Source organism: Actinoplanes sp. NPDC023936 (genome assembly GCF_040639325.1).
GTDB lineage: Bacteria > Actinomycetota > Actinomycetes > Mycobacteriales > Micromonosporaceae > Actinoplanes.
Genome location: NZ_JBEZZR010000004.1, coordinates 317,894 through 339,112, shown reverse-complemented (window position 1 = coordinate 339,112; position 21,219 = coordinate 317,894). Strand labels below are relative to the sequence as shown.

Genomic DNA, 21,219 nt, shown 5'->3' with positions numbered 1-21,219 from the left:
CACCCGACGTGGCTCCACGAAAAACGCCGAGCGGCTCAAGCCGCTCGGCGTCTCGCGAAGACCGTGGGTCAGCGAGGAACGACCTTCTCCACCGCCCACTGACGCCAGTTGTCCAGCTTGTGCTGCACCGTCGCGAGCTGCTCCCGCACCGGACCCGGGCCGGTGGATCCCGGCGTGGTCCGGGCCGCGAGCGCCGACGACACCGACAGCACCTCCCGGACCGACGGGTCAAGGTGCTCGCTGACGGTCTTCAGATCGTCGTCGGTGAGGTCTTCGAGCTCGCACTCGCGGGCCGAGCAGAGCGCAACGAGCTTGCCGGTCACCTCGTGCGCGTCGCGGAACGGCACGCCCTTGCGGACCAGCCAGTCGGCCACCTCGGTGGCGAGCGAGAAACCGACCGGGGCGGCGGCGGCGAGGCGGTCCACCCGTACCGTCATGGTGGAAATCATCCCGGCGAGGGCGGGCAGCAGCAGCTCGAGGGTGTCGACGGCGTCGAACGCCGGCTCCTTGTCCTCCTGCATGTCCCGGTCGTAGGTGAGCGGCAGCCCCTTGAGCATGGTCAGCACGGCGACCAGGCCACCGACCAGGCGGCCGCTCTTGCCGCGGGCCAGCTCGGCGATGTCCGCGTTCTTCTTCTGCGGCATGATCGACGAACCGGTCGCGAACGCGTCGTCGAGCTCGACCCAGCCGAACTCGGTGGACGTCCAGAGGACGACCTCCTCGCCGAGGCGGGAGAGGTGCACGCCGAGCAGCGCGGTGATGAAGAGGAACTCGGCGACGAAGTCACGGTCGGCGACGGCGTCCATCGAGTTCGGCGCGGGGGCGGTGAAGCCCAGCTCCTTGGCGACGGCGGCCGGGTCGAGCGGGAGCGACGAGCCGGCGAGCGCGCCGCTGCCGAGCGGGCTGATCGCGGTCCGGGCGTCCCAGTCGCGCAGGCGCTCCAGGTCACGCAGCAGCGGCTGGACGTGCGCGAGCAGCCAGTGGCCGAAGCTGACCGGCTGCGCGTGCTGCACGTGGGTCATGCCGGGCGCCGGGGTGTCGATGTTGCGGGCCGCCTGCTCGGTGAGCGCGTCGGCCAGCTCGACCACCGCGACGGCCACCCCACGGGCATGGTCGCGCAGGTAGAGCCGCAGGTCGGTGGCGACCTGGTCGTTGCGGGACCGGCCGGCGCGCAGCTTGCCGCCGAGCGAGCCGAGCCGCTCCAGCAGGCCGCGCTCCAGGGCGGTGTGCACGTCCTCGTCCTCGACGGTGGGGCGGAACTCCCCGGCGGCGCAGGCCGACTCCAGATCGTCCAGCGCGGCCAGCATCTTGCCGAGCTCGTCCGCGTCGAGCAGTCCCGCGTTCGCCAGGACGCGGGCGTGCGCGCGGGAGGCGAGCAGATCGTAGGGCGCGAGCCGCCAGTCGAACTGCACGCTCACGCTCAGCCGGGCCAGCGCCTCCGCCGGGCCGCCCGCGAACCGGGCACCCCAGAGCCGCGTCGGCTCTTCGCTCTCCGGCACACCTTCTCCTTGTTCACTGGTCACTTGGTCACTCACGCAGGAATCTACTTCCTGACCCTATCCCTGAGGCCGATCCGCTGAGCGCATGGCCATCGTGCATAAAGAGCCGTCGTGCATAAAAATACTATCACCATGATAAGTTTGCGGCATGACCAGCCTCGATCTCACCGGCGACATCGTCGATCTGACCCGGACCATCTGTGACATCCCCAGCGTCAGCGGCGACGAGAAAGCGCTCGCCGACGCCGTGGAGACCGCCCTGCGCGCATACCCGCATCTCGAAGTGCTCCGCGACGCCGACGCCGTGGTCGCTCGCACCAACGCCGGGCGCGACACCCGGGTGGTCCTCGCCGGTCACCTCGACACGGTCCCGATCGCCGACAACCTGCCGACCACGATCGAGGACCAGATCATGTACGGCCGGGGCACCGTCGACATGAAGGCCGGTGTCGCCGTGTTCCTGCAGCTCGCGGCATTGCTCGACAGTCCACGCCACGACGTCACCTACGTCTTCTACGACCACGAGGAGGTCGCCGCCAAGCTCAACGGCCTCGGCCGTCTGGTGCGCAACCACCCGGACTGGCTGGCCGGCGACTTCGCGGTGCTCGGCGAGCCGTCCGACGGCACCGTCGAGGGCGGCTGCCAGGGCACCATGCGCGTGAAGATCACCGTGCCCGGCGTGGCAGCGCACGCCGCCCGGTCGTGGCGGGGCAGCAACGCGATCCACAGCGCCGGAGCGGTGCTCGACGTGCTGCGCGCCTACGAGCCGCGCCGGCCGGTCGTCGACGGCCTGCAGTACCGCGAGGGCCTCAACGCCGTGAAGATCGAGGGCGGCATCGCCGGCAACGTGATCCCGGATCTCTGCACCATCTTCGTGAACTACCGCTTCGCCCCGGACCGCGACACCGACGCCGCCGAGGCCCACCTGCGCGAGGTGTTCGCCGGCTTCGACCTCGAGGTCACCGACCGCGCGCCGGGCGCCCGGCCGGGCCTGGACCAGCCGGCTGCGAAGGAGTTCGTCGACCTGGTCGGCCGCGAGCCGCAGGCCAAGCTCGGCTGGACCGACGTCTCCCGGTTCGCGGCCCTGGGCATCCCCGCGATCAACTTCGGGCCCGGCGACCCGCTGCTGGCTCACACCGACAACGAGCACGTCCCGATCCCGGAGATCCGCCAGACCCTCGACGTCCTCACCACCTGGCTGAGCTGACCCGCAAGCCTCCCTTCGCCCCGATCTTGGCGAACTGCACACAGCGCTGGACACACAGCGGTGGTGCGCAGCTCGCCAAGATCGCGAGGGAGGGAGCGCACGCGGAGCGGCGTGCGGAGATTGGTGGCTACTCTGCGGGGGTGGCTGCGGCTCGAGCGATGGCGCCGGGCACCGCGTACATGTGGGCGAACGCCCGCGCCTGCTCGCCGGTCCAGAGCGAGGAGCCGTGGCCGTAGACCACGCCGGAACGGGTCGCGGCGTCCAGCAGGCTGTACGGGCTGCTGCTGCCGAGCAGCACGATGTTGCCCTTGTGCAGCCGCACCCGCACCTGGCCGGTCACCCGGGTCTGGCTGGAGTCCAGGAACGCCCGGAAGTCGTCCATGATCGGGTCGAAGTAGACGGCCTCGTGCAGCAGGTCGCCGTAGGTGTTGCCGAGCGTCGCCTTGGTCGCCTGCTGCCGGTTGGAGAGCACCAGCTTCTCCAGCTCGCGGTGCGCCGCGATGAGGATCAGCATGCCGGGCGCCTCGAAGCCGACACGGGCCAGGTTGCCGACCATGGTGGAGCCCATGTGGATGCCGCGGCCGACGCCGTGCTCGCCGCCGAGGACGTTGAGCGCCGAGAGGATCGCGTAGTTCGGGGAGCCGGCCGCGACCAGGGAGTCGCCGCCGGCGTACGAAGCGCCGACGACCTCGCCCTTCTCGAAGGTCAGCAGCAGCTCGACACCCTCGGCGGGCGCGTCGGCGATCGACCTGGTGTAGGTCCAGGCGTCCTCCGGAAGGTACTCCCAGGACCCGTAGGTCTCCTCGCCGCCGATCGAGGTGCCGATCAGCCCCTCGTTGATCGAGTACTTCTTGACCTTCTCGCTGACCGCGTAACCCCGGCTGCGCAGGAACTCGGCCTCCTCCTCACGGACGAGACGCTCGTCCCGTACCGGAGTGACGATCTCCAAATGCGGGGCGAGCGCGCGGATGACCGCGTCGTAGCGCACGTGGTCGGCGCCGGCGCCGGTCGAGCCGTGCGCCACCGCGTCCGCCCCGACCTCGAGCGCGACCTGGACGACCTTCTCCGCCTGGATCAGCCGCTCCGCGCCGACACACGACGGGTAGGCGCCGTTGCGCAGGTAGTTCGCCTTGATCGCGTAGGTGACGACGCGGGAGTAGAGCTCGGAGCGGGCGTCCACGACGTGGTGCTCGATCGCGCCCAGCTCCTCGGCGCGGGCGCTGACGACCTCCGCCTCACCGCTGTGCAGGCCGCCGGTGTCGATGTTCGCGGTCACCACGTCCCAGCCCTTCTCGCGGAAGTCCACGAGGAGGTACGAGGTGTCCAGCCCGCCGGAGAAGGCGAGAACGATCTTGCGCTTGGTCATCGGGGCAGTTCCTTCTCAAGAATCGGCACATATGTCTTACCGTCCCGGCGGACGTGACCGGGAGGCAGGACATAGAACTCGGAGCGTCCCGCCTCGATCTCCTTCTGCATCGCCTGCTGGCGACCGTAGTCGAAAGGATCGAGCAGGAAGCTGGGCTCGGGCAACTCGCCGCCGGGCGGGAGGGTGAGGTCGCTCTGGTAGACGAACGAGCCCGGCGAGGTGTGGAACGGGACGGTGGCGACCAGGACCTTCAGCGCGCCGAACTCGGTGTGCACCTTGAGCGCGCTGTTGTCGTACTGGGTCACGCCGTCGAGCTTCTGCGCACGGTACGCGGAGAGGGCGAGCGCCTTGGCGGCCTTGCCCAGACCGACGGCCGGCATCAGCGACCAGAGCGACCAGCCCACCCAGCGGCCCGGCTCGGCGCTCGGCGCGGCGCAGTAACCGCCGACCGGGACCGGACCGCGGTACCCGCTCTCCCGCATCTCCGCCTGGACCTTGCGCAGCAGCTGCTTCACGTCGGTGTCGAAGCGGAACGTGGAGCGCTCGACCATCGCCGCGAACTCGTCCTGCGGCAGACCGGCGATCAGCGCGGCGGCCGGCATCAGGATCAGGTCGACCATCACCCACTGCGGCATCGGGATGCCCCGGTCACCGAACGCGATGCCGTTGATCACGTTGAAGTAGTTCAGGAAGTCCCGGATCGACCAGTCCTTCTCCGCGGTGTCGGTGAAATCCAGCCAGGTGAGCTTGTGCCCGTACGGAAGCTCGTTGAGCTGCGGGCGCAGCGTCTCGTTGGAGGCGAGGAAGAACTCCACGCCGTGCCCCACCAGCGTGTCGGTGTGGTCGGCGAAATCCGGGAAGCGCGCCTCCACGGCGGGCGTGAACGTCATCAGGAGTTCCCTTCCAGAGAATCCGGCCTGCTCCAGTTGCCGAGCTTCTCGGCCAGCGCCGCGCCCGAGCCGGGTCCGGCGTCACGGGCCACCACCAGGATCGTGTCGTCACCGGCGATGGTGCCCACCACATCCGCCAGCCCGGACCGGTCCAGCGCGCTGGCCAGGAACTGCGCGGCGCCGGGCGGGGTCCGCAGCACGGCGATGTTGCCGCTGGAGTCCACGCCGGTGAGCAGCTCGCGGAGCAGCCGGATCAGCCGGGCCGGGCCCTGCGACGTCTCCCGCAGCGGGCGCTTGCCGTCCTCCGGGATCAGGTACGCGCCGCTGACCTTGACCGCGTTGAGCTCCTCCAGGTCACGGGAGAGCGTGGCCTGGGTGACCTGCACGCCCTCGTGGGCGAGCAGGTCCGCGAGTTCGGTCTGCGAGCGCACGGTACGGCTACGGATCAGCTCGACGATCCGCGCGTGCCGACCGGCCCGGGTGACGGGTGCGCTCATTTCGAGTCTTCGTTGACCGCGAGCAGCCAGGCGAGCAGGGCCTTCTGCGCGTGCAGCCGGTTCTCGGCCTGGTCGAAGACCACGCTCTGCGGGCCGTCGAACACCTCGTCGGTGATCTCCTCGCCGCGGTGGGCGGGCAGGCAGTGCAGCACTATCGCGTCCGGGCTCGCGGCCGCGAGCAGATCCTTGTTCACCTGGTACGGCCAGAACGGGGTGAGCCGGTCCTTGCCGTCGTCCTCCTGGCCCATCGAGGTCCACGTGTCGGTGGCGACCACGTGCGCGCCGTCGGCCGCCTCCCGCGGGTCGCGCAGCACCTCGACCGAGCCGCCGGTCCAGGCCGCGATCTCGGCGGCCCGGGCCACCACGGCCGGCGCCGGGTCGAAGCCGGACGGCCCGGCCACCCGCACGTTCATCCCGGCCATCGCGCCGGCGATCAGGTAGGAGTGCGCCATGTTGTTGGCGGCGTCGCCCACGTACGCCAGGGTCTTGCCGGTGGTGCCGCCGAACCGCTCGCGGATCGTCAGCAGATCGGCGAGGAGCTGGCACGGGTGGTACCCGTCGCTCAGCGCGTTGATCACCGGGACGGTGACGCCGGACGCCAGCTCGGCGAGCCGCTCGTCGCCGTGGGTGCGGAAGACCATCGCCGCCACGTACCGGGAGACGACCTTGCCGGCGTCGGCGAGCGTCTCGCCCCGGCCGAAGTGGGTGTTCTGGGTGTCCACGATGATCGGCTGGCCGCCCAGCTCGGCGATGCCGGCCTCGAACGATAGGCGGGTGCGCAGGCTGGCCTTGTCGAAGAAGACCGCGACCGAGCGGGGGCCGGCGAGCGGCGTGTGCCCGAACCGGTTCGCCTTCATCTCGGCGGCCAGGGTCAGTACGTCGTTCTGTTCCTGCGGGGTGAGGTCGTCGTCGCGGAGGAAGTGGCGGGTGGTCACCGGATACCGTCCAGGGCAGCGATCAGGGCGTCCGCCTGATCGGAGGAGATGATCAGGGGCGGGGCGAGCCGGATCACGTCCGGCTGTGGGGCGTTCACCAGGAAACCGGCGTCTTTGAGACGAGCCGCCAGTTCGGCGGAGGCCGGCTGGGTGAGCACGATGCCGAGCAGCAGGCCGGCACCGCGCACGTGCGAGACGAGCGGGTGGCCGAGGCCCTCGATGCCGCGCCGCAGCTGCTCGCCGACGCGCTTCACGTGGTCGAGCAGGCCCTCGCCGGCGATCGTGCGGATCACCGCGAGGCCGGCCGCGCAGGAGACCGGGTTGCCGCCGAACGTGGTGCCGTGCATGCCGGGCTGCAGCAGGTCGGCGGTCGGCCCGAAGGCCAGGCAGGCGCCGAGCGGCAGGCCGCCGCCGAGGCCCTTGGCGAGGGTCACGATGTCCGGCTCGACGCCTTCGCCCTGGTGGTGGAACCAGTGCCCGGTCCGGCCGATGCCGGTCTGCACCTCGTCGAGCGCGAGCAGGACGCCGTGCCTGTCGCAGATCGCGCGGGCCGCGGCCAGGTAGCCGGGCGGCGGCATGACCACGCCGTTCTCGCCCTGGATCGGTTCGATGATCACCATGGCGGTCGCGTCGGTCACGGCGGCTTCGAGAGCGGCCGTGTCCCCGTACTCGATGTGGGTGACGTCTCCCGGCAGCGGCAGGAAGGGAGCTTGCTTGGCGGGCTGGCCCGTCAGGGCGAGCGCGCCCATGGTCCGGCCGTGGAAGGCGCCGTGCGTGGCGACGATGTGCGTCCGCCCGGTCAGCCGGGAGATCTTGAAGGCGGCCTCGTTGGCCTCGGCGCCGGAGTTGCAGAACAGCACCCGGCCCGGCCGGCCGGCGAGCGCCAGCAGCAGCTCGGCGAGGGCGACCGGCGGCTCGGCGATGTAGAGGTTGGAGACGTGCCCGAGCTGCTGGATCTGGCTGGTCACGGCGGCGACCACGGCCGGGTGGGCGTGGCCGAGGGCGTTGACCGCGATGCCGCCGAGGAAGTCGACGTACTGCGTGCCGTCCTCGGCGGTGAGCACCGCCCCCTCGCCCTTGACCAGCCCCAGCGTCGGGCCGCCGTAGTTGTTCATCATGGACTGTTGCCAGCGCTCCGGCAGAGTGCTCATTGGGGGACCACCATGGTTCCGAATCCTTCTTCCGTGAAGACTTCGAGCAACGTCGAGTGGGCGACCCGGCCGTCGACCACGTGCGCGGCGGGCACGCCACCGCGGACCGCGCGCAGGCAGGCCTCCATCTTGGGCGCCATCCCGGACTCCAGCGAGGGCAGCAGCTTCTCCAGCGCGTCGGCGTCGATCTCCGAGGTCAGCGAGCTCGTGTCCGGCCAGTTCGTGTAGAGGCCGGGCACGTCGGTGAGCACCACCAGCTTGCGGGCGCCCAGCGCGACCGCGAGCGCGGACGCGGCGGTGTCGGCGTTCACGTTGTGCAGCACGCCGTCGGCGTCCGGCGCGACAGTGGCGATCACCGGGATCCGGCCGGCCGCGATCAGGTCGTCGACCGCCGACGTGTCGACCTGGTCGACGTCGCCGACCTGGCCGATGTCGACCGGCTCGCCGTCGATGACGGCCTGCCGGCGGACCGCGGTGAACAGGCCCGCGTCCTCGCCGGAGAGGCCCACCGCGTACGGCCCGTGCTGGTTGATCAGGCCGACCAGCTCCCGCCCGACCTGACCGACCAGGACCATCCGGACCACGTCCATGGCCTCCGGGGTGGTGACCCGCAGGCCGCCGCGGAACTCGCTCTCGATGCCGAGCTTCGTCAGCATCCGGCTGATCTGCGGGCCGCCGCCGTGCACCACGACCGGCTTTATCCCGACCAGCCGCAGGAAGACCATGTCCGCCGCGAAGGCCGCCTGCAGCGATGGGTCGATCATCGCGTTGCCGCCGTACTTGATGACGACGGTGGCGCCGTGGAAGCGCTCCAGCCAGGGCAGGGCCTCGATCAGGATCTCGGCTTTCCGCTGCGAATCGATCATGACGAGTACGCCGAGTTCTCGTGCACGTAGGCGTGCGAGAGGTCGGTGGTCCAGATCGTCGCGCTCATCTCGCCCTCCCGCAGGTTGATCGTGATCTGCACGTCCCGCCCGGAGAGGTCGACCTTGGACCGGTCCTCGGCCGCGGCGCCGCCCTTGCAGACCCAGACCCGGTTGATCGCGACGTCCACCCGGTCCGGCTCGAAGGCCGCGCTCGTGGTGCCGACCGCCGCGAGGATCCGGCCCCAGTTCGGGTCGTTGCCGAAGAGCGCCGTCTTCACCAGGTTGTTGTTCGCGACCACCCGGCCGACCTGCACCGCGTCGGCCTCGCTGGCCGCGCCGGCCACCTCGATCGCGATGTGCTTGGTGGCGCCCTCGGCGTCGCCGATCAGCTGCTGGGCCAGGTCGTGGCAGACCTCGGTGACCGCGGCGGTCAGCTCCTCGAGCGTGGGCTGCGCGTTCGACGCGCCGCTGGCCAGCAGGATCACCGTGTCGTTGGTGGACATGCAGCCGTCCGCGTCGATCCGGTCGAAGGTGACCCGGGTGGCCGCGCGCAGCGCCGCGTCGAGGGTCTCGTTGTCCGCCGACGCGTCGGTGGTGATCACGACGAGCATGGTGGCGAGCGCCGGGGCGAGCATGCCGGCGCCCTTGGCGATCCCGCCGACCGACCAGCCGGCACGCTGGGCGACAGCGTTCTTCGCGACCGTGTCGGTCGTCATGATCGCCTCGGCGGCCCGCGGCCCGCCGTCGGCGGTGAGCGCCTTGGCGGCCGCTGCCACACCGGGCAGCAGCTTGTCCATCGGCAGCAGCTCGCCGATCAGGCCGGTCGAGCAGACCGCCACGTCACCGGGGCCGATCATCATGGGTTTCGATCCGCTCCGCAGCACCGCCGCGGTGTGCTCCGCCGTGCTGTGGGTGTCCCGGAAGCCCTGCGTGCCGGTGCAGGCGTTGGCGCCGCCGGAGTTGAGCACCACGGCGCGGATCACCCCGCCCTTGAGCACCTGCTGGCTCCAGAGCACCGGGGCGGCCTTCACCCGGTTGCCGGTGAAGACGGCGGCCGCGGTGTAGTCCGGCCCGTCGTTGACGACCAGTGCGACATCCGGGTTTCCGCTGGCCTTGAGCCCGGCGGCGACGCCGGACGCGCGGAAGCCCTTGGGGTGGGTGACGGTCACGGCGCGACTCCGAAGACGCTCAGGCCCGCGGTCTCGGGCAGACCGAACATGATGTTGGCGACCTGCACGGCCTGGCCGGCCGCGCCCTTGCCGAGGTTGTCCAGCGCGCTCACCACGATGATGCGCCCGGAGTCGATGTCGACGGTGGCCTGCAGGTGGCAGGAGTTGGAACCGGCGGTCGCGGCGGTGTGCGGCCACTGCCCCTCCGGCAGCACGTGCACGAACGGCTCGCTCGCGTACGCCGCCTGCAGCGCCTCGCGTGGGTCGCCGCCGTTGAGCCGGCGGGCCGTGACGGTCGCCAGGATGCCGCGCGGCATCGGCGCCAGGATCGGGGTCATCGACAGCGAGCCCGCGCCGGTCGCCTGCTTGATCTCGGCGACGTGCTGGTGCGCGCCCACCTTGTAGGGCGACAGGTCACCCATGACCTCGCTGCCCAGCAGGTTGACCTTGGCGTTGCGGCCGGCGCCGGAGGTGCCCGAGCTGGCCACCACCACGACGTCCTCGGGGTCGGCCACGCCGGCGGCGATCAGCGGCGCGAGCGCCAGGGTGATCGTCGCGGCGTAACAGCCGGTGTTCGCCACCCGGTCCGACGCGGCGATCGCCGCGCGCGCCCCGGGCAGCTCGGGCAGGCCGTAGGTCCAGGTCCCGGCGTGCCCGCCGCCGTAGTACCGGGTCCACTGCTCGGCGCTCTCCAGCCGGAAGTCGGCGCCCAGGTCGACGACCTTCGTCCCGGCCGGCAGCTGCGCTGCCACGGCCGCCGACTGCCCGTGCGGCAGAGCGAGGAACACCAGGTCGGCGTCGCTCAAGGTCTCCGCGTCGGTCGCCCCGAGCGTCAGGTCGAGGCCGGCCAATTGCGGGTGTACGGCACTGACCGGCGACCCTGCCTGACTGTGTGCTGTGGCCGTGACGAGGTCGAACTCGGGGTGCCCGGCCAGCAGGCGCAGCAACTCGCCCCCCGCGTAACCACTTGCTCCCGCTACCGCTACCCGGATTCCCATACCAACCTCCGCATGACTATGCAGGGAACCGTATCAAGCGCGATACCCCGCGGCAAACAAGTTCCACATGTCGGCGGGGATACTCACACTCTGCGGCTTCGCGGCGGGGCTTTTCAGCTGGTCGCGGCGTCGACTCCGGTCTCGCGCCGGCCCAGGAGTCGTAGGTGTCGAACCCGGCGTGGTCCAACACCACCCGAGCGCGGCCGTCGTGACGGTCCGGCCGATCCGGAGGTTCGTCAGCACCCGGCTGAGGATGGCAAATCCGGTCAACGAGGGCGGTATCAGACAGCGGAGCCGCGCACCGGACGGCGGCACGGACGAGACCACCCCGAAGCCGTCCGTGTGCCCTCATCGCGGCCCGGGCGCAGACGCAAGGCCACGATGACGTTGTGTGTGACCTCATCCGCGCTCGTCCGGCGATCTTGGACGATCCCGGCCGACGCGATCCCGGCCGACGCGATCCCGGCCGACGCGATCCCGGCCGACGCGACGCGGCCCCCGTGTGAGAGCGGTCGATGGGGCAGCATGGGCGGGTGCACAACCAAGATCTTTTTGTCCGGTGGGCGGCCGCGGCCGCGGGGGCGCGGGTGTTCCGGGCGCCGGGGGCGACCGTGGTGGCCTGCGCTGATCTGGCGCACTGGGATCGGCTCGCGATGGCCGGCACGCCGGACGCGCTGGCCCGCCTGATCCCGGAGGTGCTGCCGCGGGTAGGGCCGTCGTTCCGGCCGTTCGGGGCGGAGGAGCTGGTCGCCGCCGTGGTGGCGCGGGTTCCCGAGCTGGAGATGAGCGCCCGGTTCGCGTGGATGGAGACCGAGGCGCCGGTGGGCGCGCCGGACGTGGGCGCGGCGGCGGGGGCCGGATGGCTGGGCGAGGCGGAGTGGCCTGAGGTGACCGCCCTGCTGAAGGAATCGTTTCCGGACTCCTACGCCTGGCCGGGCGCCCCGGGCGTGCGCCGCTGGGCGGGTGTCCGGGATGCCGGCGGCCGGCTGCTCGCGGTCGCGGCGGACGCCTGGTCGACGCCCGAGATCGGCTTTCTGGCGGGGGTGGCGACCCGCCGCGAGGCCCGGGGGCGTGGACTCGCGGCGGCACTGTGCGGTTTCGTGGCCGGCGACCTGCTGGCCGGGCGGGAACGGGTGGCGCTGCTGGCCGACTACGACAACGTGGCGGCCGTCGCGACGTACCGCAAGCTGGGTTTCCTGACCCGGCCGGTGGCTGCCGCGCGTCAGGCGGCGCGTTTCGCCACGTAGAGCAGGTACTCCCAGTCCCGGACGCCCTCGGCGAGCTCGGCGATCGCGGCGTCCAGGGCGGCTACCTTCGACGGGTCGCCGGCGATGGTGCGGTAGACCGCGATGGTCGGCCCGTAGACGCGCTTGAAGTAGTCGCGCATCTCCGCGCCGGTGGCGAACCGGTCCACCCGCAGGGTGCGGCGTTCCGTCCGGACATCGGTCACGCCGTCGCCGAACAGCTCGGCCAGGTGCGCCGGGTCACCCCAGCGCGGCGGCGGCTGCGCGCCGGCCGGGGGCGGGGCGGCGTACGGCTTCATCGTCGCGAACAGCCGGCCGATGAAACCCTCCGGTGTCCAGTTGACGAGCGCGACGGTGCCACCGGGCCGGCACACCCGGAGCAGCTCACCGGCGGCCGCGGAGTGGAACGGCGCGAACATCACGCCGATGCAGGAGATCACCGTGTCGAAGGAGGCGGTGCCGAACGGCAGCGCCTCGGCGTCCGCCTCGGTCCAGGTGAGTTTCGCGTCGCGGGAGGCGGCCAGCCGCTCGCCGGCCGCGAGCAGGTCCGGTGTGAGATCACTGGCGGTCACCGTGGCGCCCTTGAGCGCGGCGGGGATCGCCGCGTTGCCGGTGCCGGCGCCGACGTCCAGGACGGTCTGTCCCGGCCGGATGCCGGCGGCCTCGACCAGGACCGGGCCGAGTGGCGCGACGACCTCGGCGGCCAGTGCTGGATAGTCGCCCGACGCCCACATGGCGCGGTGCTTGTCCTTGATGCTGCTGGTGGTAGTCATGTCACTGACAGTAGGAAAATGTTAACGGCTCGGCCTAGTACACGATCTGTACCGGGGGTGTCCGAAACCGGACCGCGCATGGTGATCGCACGGCATTACAGTCGCCGCATGGGTGCCTCGTACGGGCAGTTCTGCCCGGTGGCCAAGGCCATGGAACTGCTCGACGAGCGCTGGACCATGCTCGTGATCCGCGAGCTGATGGCCGGCAGCCGGCGCTTCAACGACCTGCGCCGGGGCCTGCCGCGGATGTCGCCGTCGCTGCTCTCCCGCCGGTTGCAGCAGCTCACCGCGGCCGGGCTGGTGGAGCGTCACCCGTTCGGGGCCGAGGTGGAGTACGAACTCACTCCCGCCGGCACGGAACTTCAGCCGATCGTGATGGCCCTCGGCGCCTGGGGCGCCCGCTGGGTCCCCGAGCTGGGCGACCACGACCTCGACCCGAAACTGCTGCTCTGGGACATGCATCGGACCGTCGACCACGGCGCGGTTCCCCCGCGGCGCACCGTGCTGCGGTTCCTCTTCCCGGCCGCGCCGAGGCCGGTCCGGGACTGGTGGCTGGTGATCACGCCGGACGAGGCCGACGTCTGCGACGCCGACCCCGGCCACCACGTCGACGTGCTGGTCACCGCGGAGCTGCGCTGCCTCACCGACGTGTGGCGCGGCGAGCGGACCTGGTCCTCGGCGCTGCGTTCCGGCGAGGTCGCGTTCCAGGGGCCGGAGGACCTGCGGCGCGCGGTGCCGGGCTGGTTCAAGCCCGCCACGTTCGCCACGGTCCCCCGTCCCCGTACCGTCAGCTGATCCGGAATTTCGCCGAGAGCAGGGACGACGGACGCGAGTTCGGGCCGACCAGCAGCTCGAAGTCGCCGAGCTCGACCACCCGCACACCCTCGGCGTCGACCAGCGTGCAGTCGCTCGCCGGCACCTCGATCTCGACAGTGACGCTCTCCCCCGGCGGCACCGTGACCTGCCGGTACGCCTTCAGCTCCCGGCTCGCCCAGGTGACGCTGGTGACCAGATCGCTGACGTAGGCCTGCACGGTCTCGAGCGCCGGCCGCGTCCCGGTGTTGGTGAGCCGCACCGACGCCCGGACCACCCCGTCGGCGGCGACGTCCGGCTCGCCGATGGTCAGCCCGTCGTAGACGACGGTCGTGTAGCTGAGCCCCTCGCCGAACGCGAACAGCGGGTCCTGGGTCAGGTCCGCGTACCGGGTGCCGTGCTGGCCGCGCAGCTGGTTGTAGTAGATCGGCTGCTGGCCGACGTGCCGGGCCGCGGAGATCGGCATCCGGCCGCTCGGCTCGATGTGGCCGAGGATCAGCTCGGCCAGGGCCTGCCCGCCGCGCATGCCCGGGTTGAACGCCTGGATCAGGGCGGAGGCGGTCAGCGCCGACGGCGGCAGCACGTGCGGCTTCGAGTCGATCAGCACGACGATCATCGGGGTGCCGGTGGCCGCCACCGCGTCGAGCAGCGCGATCTGGCCGCCCTGCAGTTCCAGGGTGGCGGTGGACTTGTGCTCGCCGGTCAGGTTGACGGTGTCGCCGACGACCACGATCGCCACGTCGGCGGAGGCGGCGGCCGCGACCGCCGCCGCGATGCGCTCCGGGTCGGCCGGGATGGGCTGCGAGATCGGCGGCCGGGGCTGGCCGTCCGGGAACGTCTCGCCTTCCGGGTCGGCGACCAGGTGCTCGATGTCGGCGCCCCGCTCGTACACGACCTCCCAGCCGGCGGGCACTGTCGCGCGCAGGCCGTCGAGCACTGTCGCGGTCAGCTCGCGCGGGTGGCCGTCGGGCATCCAGTCGACCTGGCCGGAGTTGCCGGCCCAGTCGCCGAGCTGCGCGGAGACGTCGTCGGCGTTGGGGCCGAGGACCGCTATCCGGCGCGGGCCGGCCGAGCCGTCGAGCGGCAGGACGCCGTCGTTGCGCAGCAGCACCAGCGACCGGCGGGCCACCTCCAGGTTGAGCTCGGTGTGCTCCGGGCTGCCGATCACCGCCCGCTGCCGCTCGGCGTCCGGCGTCCGCGGGTTCTCGAACAGGCCCAGTTCGAACTTCAGGCGCAGGATCCGCCGTACCGCCGAATCCAGATCGTGCGCACCCAGCAGGCCGCGCGTCACCGCCTCCTGCGCGCCTTCGAAGAAGGCGGGCGTCGTCATGATCACGTCATTGCCCGCCGTGACCGCGCGGGCGGAGGCCTCGGCGTAGTCGGCGCAGACCTTCTGCTCCCAGACCATCCGGCCGACGTTGTCCCAGTCGGTGACGAGCGTGCCGGTGAAGCCCCACTCGCCCTTGAGCACGTCGTTGAGCAGCCACTTGTTCGCGGTGATCGGCACGCCGTCCATCGACTGGTAGCCGAGCATGAAGACCGCGCAGCCCTCCTTCGCGGCCCGCTCGAACGGCGGCAGGAACCAGGAGCGCAGCTTGCGGCGGCTGATGTCGGCCTCGCTGGCGTCCCGGCCGCCCTGGGTCTCGGAGTAGCCGGCGAAATGTTTCGCGGTGGCCAGGATCGCGGTCGGGTCGGCCAGGCCGCCGCCCTGGTAGCCGCGGATCATCGCGGCGCCCAGCTCGCTGATCAGGTACGGGTCCTCGCCGAACGTCTCGTCGACCCGGCCCCACCGCAGGTCCCGGGCGATGCAGAGCACCGGCGAGAAGGTCCAGTGGATGCCGGTCGCCGACACCTCGACGGCGGTGGCCCGGGCGACGCGCTCGACCAGCGGGGCGTCCCACGTCGCGGCCATCGCCAGCTGGGTCGGGAAGATCGTGGCGCCGGGCCAGAACGAGTGGCCGTGGATGCAGTCCTCCGCGGTGAGCAGCGGGATCCGCAGCCGGGTACGCGCGACCAGCTCCGCCGCCTCGATCAGTTTCGCCGGCGAGGTGTGCAGGATCGAGCCGGCCAGCTTGTCCAGGACGATCTCGGCGAGGTCCTGCCGGGCGTCGAGCTGCAGCATCTGCCCGGCTTTCTCGGCCGGCGTCATGCGCCCCAGCAGATCTTCCACCCGCTCCTCGATCGCGAGCGATGGGTCCTGGTACGGGAAGTCTGCGGGCATACATGCCTCCGGTCTGCCGAACACGAACGGTTGGGAGTCTTCCAGTACGGAACCGGTTCCGGCACCCCGCTCCGGTTCCGGAACTTGGCGGGTTCGATCAGGACGCCGCCCGCTCGTTGCCCGCTCACCGAGAGGATCGCCACAGGATCGGGTGCGGGCAACCGCCGCCGGGAGTGGGTATCGTCCCCAGAAGACCACACTCATCGAAGTTTAGCTATCACTGTGAGTGAGGATTGGAGAAGTGATGAATCCCGCTGACCGGGTGCTGCGATCAAGCGAGGAAGCGATCGAGCACATCTCCGGAATCTGCTTCAAGACCGGTCCCCCGCAGCGCGTCGGCGTCGAGCTGGAATGGACCACGCACTACGCCGGCGATCCCACCGACTATCTTTCGGCAGGGGACCTGGCCGCCGCCCTCGGCGAGCACGCGCCCGCCACGCTCGGTAACCCCTACCCCGTACCGCTGCCCGGCGGAAGCACCGTCACCTGCGAACCGGGCGGCCAGATCGAGATCTCATCGGCCGTGGCGGACGACCTGGCCGGCCTGCACGCCGCCGTCTCCGCCGATCACGCCACCCTCACCGACCTGCTGGGCCGCTCGGGCATCGTCCTGGGCGAGCGGGGCATCGACCCGCACCGGCCGCCGCGCCGCATCCTCGACACTCCTCGCTACGCGGCGATGGAACGCGCCTCCGGCCGGGCCGGACGGACCATGATGGGCAGCACCGCGGGCCTGCAGGTCTGTTTCGACGCCGGCACGCCGCAGCGCTGGGCGGCGCTGAACGAGGCCGGCCCGGCACTGATCGCGCTCTTCGCGAACTCGCGGCGGCACGCCGGGCGCGACACCCGCTGGTCCTCCGCCCGGATGGCCGCCTGGCTGGCCATGGAGCCACGCCGCACCGGACCGGTCCCGCTCGGCGACGACCCGGCACTCGACTGGGCCCGGTACGCGCTCGACGCCCCGCTGCTCTGCGTCCGCCGCGACGACGGCCCCTGGGACGCCCCGCCGGGTCTCACGCTGGCCGGCTGGATCGAGACCGGGACGCCCACCGTGGACGACGTCGAGTACCACCTCGGGACCCTCTTCCCGCCGGTACGCCCCCGCGGGTACCTGGAGGTCCGGTACCTGGACGCCCAGCCGGGCGGTGAGTGGATCGCCCCGGCCGCGGCCCTGTCCGCGCTGCTCGCCGACGACACGCTCGTCGACCAGGCCCGGTTCGCGGCCGCACCCGGCGCCGGACGGTGGCACGCCGCCGCACGAGCCGGGCTCGACGACCCGCCGGTCCGCGAAGCGGCTCGCGCCCTGGCCGAACTGGCCTGCCGGAACCTCGACCGCACGGGACTGCCGGCGCCCGTATGCGACACCGTCTCCGACATCCTCTCCCGCCGCCTGCACGCCGTCGCGGCCGCGGCCTGACCCTTCCGGGGAGAACTCGCATGACACAGGACTTGCGGCTGGCCATTGCCGCCGAACTGGAGCGCACCCGCGCCCGCACCGCCGCGCTCACCGACGCGGTCGACGAGACCGACCTGATCCGCCAGCACTCTCCGCTGATGTCCCCGCTGGTCTGGGACCTGGCCCACGTCGGCAACCAGGAGGAACTCTGGCTGGTCCGGGACGTCGGCGGCCGGGACCCGGTCCGCCAGGACATCGACGAGCTCTACGACGCCTTCAAGCACGCCCGCAAGGACCGGCCGGCGCTGCCGCTGCTCGACCCCGGACAGGCCCGCGCCTATGTCGCGCAGGTCCGGGACAAGGCGCTCGACGTGCTGGACCGGACGACCTTCGACCCGAGCCGGCCGCTGCTCGACAACGGCTTCGCCTTCGGCATGATCGTCCAGCACGAGCAGCAGCACGACGAGACCATGCTCGCCACCCACCAGCTGCGGATCGGCGACCCGGTGCTGACCGCGCCCGCCCCGCCGCCGTCGCGGGTGCGCGTGGCCGGGGAGGTGTTCGTGGCGGGCGGGCCGTTCACGATGGGCACCAGCACCGATGCGTGGGCGCTGGACAACGAGCGGCCGGCGCACGTGGTCGACGTGCCGGCGTTCTTCATCGACGCGGCGCCGGTGACCAACGGCCAGTATCAGGAGTTCATCGCGGCCGGGGGTTACGACGATCCACGGTGGTGGAGTGAGCGTGGCTGGGCTTATCGCGTTAAAGCGGGACTTGTCGCCCCGCTGCACTGGGTCAATGACGGGGTGGGATGGCACAACCGGCAGTTCGGCTGGGTGAATCCGATAAATGTCGACGAGCCGGTCGTGCACGTCTGCTATTTCGAGGCCGAGGCCTATGCCGCCTGGGCCGGGAAACGGCTGCCCACCGAGGCGGAGTGGGAGAAAGCCGCCCGGTTCGACACGGCGACCGGGCGCTCCCGCCGGTTCCCGTGGGGCGACGAGTCACCCGAGCCGCGGCACGCCAACCTCGGTCAGCGGCATCTGTCGCCGGCGCCGGTCGGGGCGTACCCGGAGGGCGCCTCCCCGCTCGGTGTGCACCAGATGATCGGTGACGTCTGGGAGTGGCTCTCGTCCGATTTTGATCCCTACCCCGGCTTCGCCCCGTTCCCCTACCGCGAATACTCCGAGGTGTTCTTCGGCGGCGACTACAAGATGCTGCGCGGCGGCTCGTTCGGCACCGACGCGGCCGCCGCGCGGAGCACCTTCCGCAACTGGGACCACCCGATCCGGCGGCAGATCTTCAGCGGGTTCCGGCTCGCACGGGACGCCTGATGTGCCGGCATCTCGGGTACCTCGGTCCGCCCGTACCCCTGAGGGAATTCCTGTTCGATCCTCCCCACGCCCTGTCCCGGCAGGCGTGGGCGCCGCGTGACATGCGCGGCGGGGGCACGATCAACGCGGACGGATTCGGCGCCGGGTGGTACCCGCCCGGCGCCGCGACACCGATCCGGTACCGCAGCGCCATGCCGATCTGGACCGATTCTGCCCTTCCCGCGCTGGCGGCGGCGACGACGTCGGGCGCCCTGCTCGCGGCGGTCCGCTCGGCCACGATCGGCATGCCGGTGACCGAGAGCGCGGCCGCGCCCTTCACCGACGGCACGTGGCTCTTCAGTCACAACGGCGTCGTGCGCGGCTGGCCGGGTGCGATCGCCGGCCTCGCCGGCGACCTTCCGGTGGAAGATCTGCTCACTCTGGACGCGCCCACCGACTCCGCGGCCTTGTGGGCCCTGGTACGGGGGAAGCTCCGCGCCGGCTGGCCCCCGGCGAAAGCCGTCGCCGCGGTCGTCGCGGAGGTCCTCGCGGTCGCGCCGCAGTCCCGGCTGAACCTGCTGCTCACCGACGGCGCCCAGATGGTCGCCACGACCGCCGGGCACGCGCTGTCGGTGCGCGCCGGCGGCGGCGCGGTGCTGATCGCGTCCGAACCACTCGACGCCGACCCCTCCTGGCAGTCGGTCCCGGACGGCCGGCTGGTCGTCGCCACCCCCTCCCGTTTGGATATCTCGTGATCAACCTGATCGACGATGACGACATCGCCCGGGCCCTGCGCTCCGACGTGCGGACCGGGCTCACCGCGGCACCGAAATGGCTGCCGCCGAAGTGGTTCTACGACGCCCGCGGGAGCGCGCTGTTCGAAGAGATCACCCGGCTGCCGGAGTACTACCCGACCCGCACCGAACGCGCCGTCCTCACCGAGGCCGCGCCGGCGATCGCCCGGATCACCGAGGCGAAGACCCTTGTCGAACTCGGCTCCGGCTCGTCGGAGAAGACCCGGCTGCTGCTCGACGCGATGCTCGGCCGGGGCACGCTCGGCTCCTTCGTCCCGCTCGACGTCTCCGCGTCCGCCCTGTCCGCGGCGGTCGACTCGCTCGGCGTCTCCTATCCGGGGCTGACCGTCACCGGGATCGTCGGTGACTTCGCGCGGCACCTCGGGCACCTGCCGGACGGGGACAACCGGGTGATCGCGTTCCTCGGCGGGACGATCGGCAACCTGACGCCCGCCGACCGCGCCACGTTCCTGGCGTCCGTGCGGCAGGCGCTGCGCCCCGGCGAATGGCTGCTGCTCGGCGCCGACCTGGTCAAGGACCCGGCCGTGCTGGTGCCCGCCTACGACGACGCGGCCGGGGTGACCGCCGCGTTCAACCGCAACGTCCTGGCCGTGGTGAACCGGGAACTGGGCGCCGACTTCGACCCGCCGGCGTTCGCGCACGTGGCGCTCTGGAACCCGGAACAGGAGTGGATCGAGATGCGGTTGCGGGCCGGGACCGCCCAGCGGGTCCGGATTCCCGGCCTCGATCTGACAGTGGAGTTCGCGGCCGGGGAGGAACTGCGGACCGAGATCTCGGCGAAGTTCCGCCAGGCCGGGCTAACGGCGGAGCTGGCGGCGGCCGGGTTCGAGCTGAGTCACTGGTGGACTGATCCGCGGGAGTGGTTCGGGGTGGTGCTGGCGCAGGCGCGCTGACGGATTCCGGGTTTCGCCTGCCGGGTCCCCCCTGGCGTTTTCCCGGCGTGCCGGGCTTTCCCTGCGGTGCCACACTGGCATCGAGCGAGGGGGTGCGCCGATGGAGTTCGATCCACGGGAGGAACTGGTCCGGTCCGGGCGCGACGAGCTCCGGCGGGCCCTGCGCCTGCGTCCCCTCCCGGTGGCGGTGCTGGCCGGCGTGACAAGCCTGCCACCCGCCCGGATCGGCGGCTGGGAGGCCTTCAACGGCGCGGCGACCTGCGTCCGCGTCGACTACGGCAACCTGACGCCGGCCGGTTCGTGGGTCAGCGTGGAGACCACGCGCTGGGCCGGCACCCAGGTGACCGGCGGCCCGCTCCGCGAGCTGCTCGAGCATCACATGCGGGCGAACGGTGACCGGTTCTCGTCGGTCGAGTGGGCCGGCGAGGACCGGACCGTCACCGTCGACGGGCGCACCGTGTCCGGCCGCCGGCTGCGGGCCGGTGACCGGTGGTGGGCGGTGCGCTGCTCGCTGCGCGACGTGGAGATCAGCGTGGTGGCGCACGACTGGCAAGCGGCGGTGACAGTCCGCACGCTCAACCCGGCGGAGATCGACGCGCTGATCTCCGTGGTGCCCGCGCCGCCGCCGATCATGCCGCCGGCCGGTCCGCCGGTCGTGCCGTCGCCGGACTCGACCGGTTCGGGAGAACCGCACCGGGCTCTGGTCGACGAGGTGCTGCGCTCGGAGCGGCAGCGCGTCGACTGGGTCACGGACGGCGGCCCGCCGCCCCGGCTCCCGGCGAACTGGGCGGGACTGTGGCGCGACGCCGTACGCCGGCAGGCCGACCTGGCCGCCCAGGAGGAAGCGGACGCGCAGCGTGCCGTGCAGAACATGGTCAATCAGCTGACCACGCTACACACCGAAGCCGAGTGGTTCCGCGCCGACGAGGCGTTACGCCGGCGCGCGGTGAACGAGACGCTGCTCTTCACCACCGGCCTCGGGCCGAACGTCCCGAGCCGCCCCGCCCAGCTGGCATGGCTGCGCCGCCAGAGCCTGCGCCCGACGGATTACGCCCGCTTGAGCGCGATCACTGCAGCGCAGAGCGAGTGGCTGCGCGAGTGGGCCGCCTGGATCGACCAGGCCTGACCCGTCCCGTCCGGGGGCGGCACGGCCCAGCGCGTGTCCAGCGCGCG

General features: G+C 71.8%; 19 protein-coding genes. 8 read left to right on the top strand and 11 right to left on the bottom strand.

Annotated features, from left to right (window positions below; translation table 11 throughout):
* Positions 1 to 68: 68 nt before the first annotated feature.
* A complete protein-coding gene (gene argH, locus AB0F72_RS07810) occupies positions 69 to 1,499 on the bottom strand; it encodes an argininosuccinate lyase (RefSeq protein WP_360426899.1) in 1,431 nt (476 codons plus the stop codon).
* Between the two features lie 148 nt (positions 1,500 to 1,647).
* On the opposite strand from argH, the gene dapE reads away from it, so the two are divergent.
* On the top strand, positions 1,648 to 2,706 hold the full coding sequence (gene dapE, locus AB0F72_RS07805; RefSeq protein WP_360426896.1) for a succinyl-diaminopimelate desuccinylase: 1,059 nt from the start codon (positions 1,648 to 1,650) through the stop codon (positions 2,704 to 2,706).
* Positions 2,707 to 2,833: 127 nt separating this feature from the next.
* Here dapE and argG read toward each other — a convergent pair whose 3' ends face one another.
* Genes argG through argC form a run of 8 tightly spaced genes read right to left on the bottom strand, consistent with a single transcriptional unit; the run spans position 2,834 to position 10,578 of the window.
* Positions 2,834 to 4,072, bottom strand: a complete 1,239-nt coding sequence (argG, locus tag AB0F72_RS07800; RefSeq protein ID WP_360426893.1) for an argininosuccinate synthase — start codon at positions 4,070 to 4,072, stop codon at positions 2,834 to 2,836.
* Positions 4,069 to 4,962 (bottom strand): hypothetical protein, encoded by an 894-nt coding sequence (locus tag AB0F72_RS07795; protein ID WP_360426890.1) that lies wholly within the window; start codon positions 4,960 to 4,962, stop codon positions 4,069 to 4,071. The genes argG and AB0F72_RS07795 overlap by 4 nt, the downstream gene beginning before the upstream one ends.
* Complete coding sequence (locus tag AB0F72_RS07790; protein WP_360426887.1) at positions 4,962 to 5,459, bottom strand: arginine repressor; 498 nt, start codon at positions 5,457 to 5,459, stop codon at positions 4,962 to 4,964. The genes AB0F72_RS07795 and AB0F72_RS07790 overlap by 1 nt, the downstream gene beginning before the upstream one ends.
* Positions 5,456 to 6,394, bottom strand: a complete 939-nt coding sequence (gene argF / locus AB0F72_RS07785) for an ornithine carbamoyltransferase (protein ID WP_360426884.1) — start codon at positions 6,392 to 6,394, stop codon at positions 5,456 to 5,458. The genes AB0F72_RS07790 and argF overlap by 4 nt, the downstream gene beginning before the upstream one ends.
* A complete protein-coding gene (locus AB0F72_RS07780) occupies positions 6,391 to 7,545 on the bottom strand; it encodes an acetylornithine transaminase (protein ID WP_360426881.1) in 1,155 nt (384 codons plus the stop codon). The genes argF and AB0F72_RS07780 overlap by 4 nt, the downstream gene beginning before the upstream one ends.
* Entirely contained in the window at positions 7,542 to 8,411 is an 870-nt protein-coding gene (gene argB / locus AB0F72_RS07775) for an acetylglutamate kinase (protein WP_360426878.1), read from the bottom strand. The genes AB0F72_RS07780 and argB overlap by 4 nt, the downstream gene beginning before the upstream one ends.
* Positions 8,408 to 9,580 carry a bifunctional glutamate N-acetyltransferase/amino-acid acetyltransferase ArgJ gene (argJ, locus tag AB0F72_RS07770; RefSeq protein WP_360426875.1) on the bottom strand — a complete coding sequence of 391 codons (1,173 nt, stop codon included), beginning with the start codon at positions 9,578 to 9,580 and terminating at the stop codon, positions 8,408 to 8,410. The genes argB and argJ overlap by 4 nt, the downstream gene beginning before the upstream one ends.
* Complete coding sequence (gene argC, locus AB0F72_RS07765) at positions 9,577 to 10,578, bottom strand: N-acetyl-gamma-glutamyl-phosphate reductase (RefSeq protein WP_360426872.1); 1,002 nt, start codon at positions 10,576 to 10,578, stop codon at positions 9,577 to 9,579. Before argC ends, argJ begins: the two co-directional genes overlap by 4 nt.
* A gap of 533 nt (positions 10,579 to 11,111) precedes the next feature.
* Between argC and AB0F72_RS07760 the strand changes: the two genes are divergently transcribed.
* Entirely contained in the window at positions 11,112 to 11,825 is a 714-nt protein-coding gene (locus AB0F72_RS07760) for a GNAT family N-acetyltransferase (RefSeq protein WP_360426869.1), read from the top strand.
* On the opposite strand, the gene AB0F72_RS07755 is transcribed toward AB0F72_RS07760, so the two are convergent.
* Positions 11,801 to 12,595 carry a class I SAM-dependent methyltransferase gene (locus AB0F72_RS07755; RefSeq protein ID WP_360426866.1) on the bottom strand — a complete coding sequence of 265 codons (795 nt, stop codon included), beginning with the start codon at positions 12,593 to 12,595 and terminating at the stop codon, positions 11,801 to 11,803. The genes AB0F72_RS07760 and AB0F72_RS07755 overlap by 25 nt on opposite strands.
* 108 nt (positions 12,596 to 12,703) lie before the next feature.
* Here AB0F72_RS07755 and AB0F72_RS07750 point away from each other — a divergent pair, with 108 nt between their 5' ends.
* Positions 12,704 to 13,390, top strand: coding sequence for a helix-turn-helix domain-containing protein (locus AB0F72_RS07750; protein ID WP_360426863.1), 687 nt, complete (start codon positions 12,704 to 12,706; stop codon positions 13,388 to 13,390).
* Here the strand turns inward: AB0F72_RS07750 and AB0F72_RS07745 are convergent.
* The gene (locus AB0F72_RS07745) at positions 13,383 to 15,629 is read right to left on the bottom strand and encodes a glycoside hydrolase family 3 N-terminal domain-containing protein (RefSeq protein WP_360426859.1); all 2,247 of its coding nucleotides are present in this window, start codon (positions 15,627 to 15,629) and stop codon (positions 13,383 to 13,385) included. The genes AB0F72_RS07750 and AB0F72_RS07745 overlap by 8 nt on opposite strands.
* 244 nt (positions 15,630 to 15,873) lie before the next feature.
* On the opposite strand from AB0F72_RS07745, the gene AB0F72_RS07740 reads away from it, so the two are divergent.
* From AB0F72_RS07740 to AB0F72_RS07720, 5 genes are all read left to right on the top strand, one after another.
* Positions 15,874 to 17,046, top strand: coding sequence for a glutamate-cysteine ligase family protein (locus AB0F72_RS07740; RefSeq protein ID WP_360426857.1), 1,173 nt, complete (start codon positions 15,874 to 15,876; stop codon positions 17,044 to 17,046).
* A gap of 20 nt (positions 17,047 to 17,066) precedes the next feature.
* Positions 17,067 to 18,359, top strand: coding sequence for an ergothioneine biosynthesis protein EgtB (gene egtB / locus AB0F72_RS07735; protein ID WP_360426854.1), 1,293 nt, complete (start codon positions 17,067 to 17,069; stop codon positions 18,357 to 18,359).
* Entirely contained in the window at positions 18,359 to 19,093 is a 735-nt protein-coding gene (egtC, locus tag AB0F72_RS07730; RefSeq protein ID WP_360426851.1) for an ergothioneine biosynthesis protein EgtC, read from the top strand. Before egtB ends, egtC begins: the two co-directional genes overlap by 1 nt.
* Positions 19,090 to 20,046: an L-histidine N(alpha)-methyltransferase gene (gene egtD, locus AB0F72_RS07725; RefSeq protein WP_360426848.1), complete on the top strand. Its 957-nt coding sequence runs from the start codon at positions 19,090 to 19,092 to the stop codon at positions 20,044 to 20,046. The genes egtC and egtD overlap by 4 nt, the downstream gene beginning before the upstream one ends.
* A 100-nt stretch (positions 20,047 to 20,146) precedes the next feature.
* On the top strand, positions 20,147 to 21,172 hold the full coding sequence (locus AB0F72_RS07720) for a hypothetical protein (RefSeq protein ID WP_360426845.1): 1,026 nt from the start codon (positions 20,147 to 20,149) through the stop codon (positions 21,170 to 21,172).
* Positions 21,173 to 21,219 lie beyond the last annotated feature (47 nt).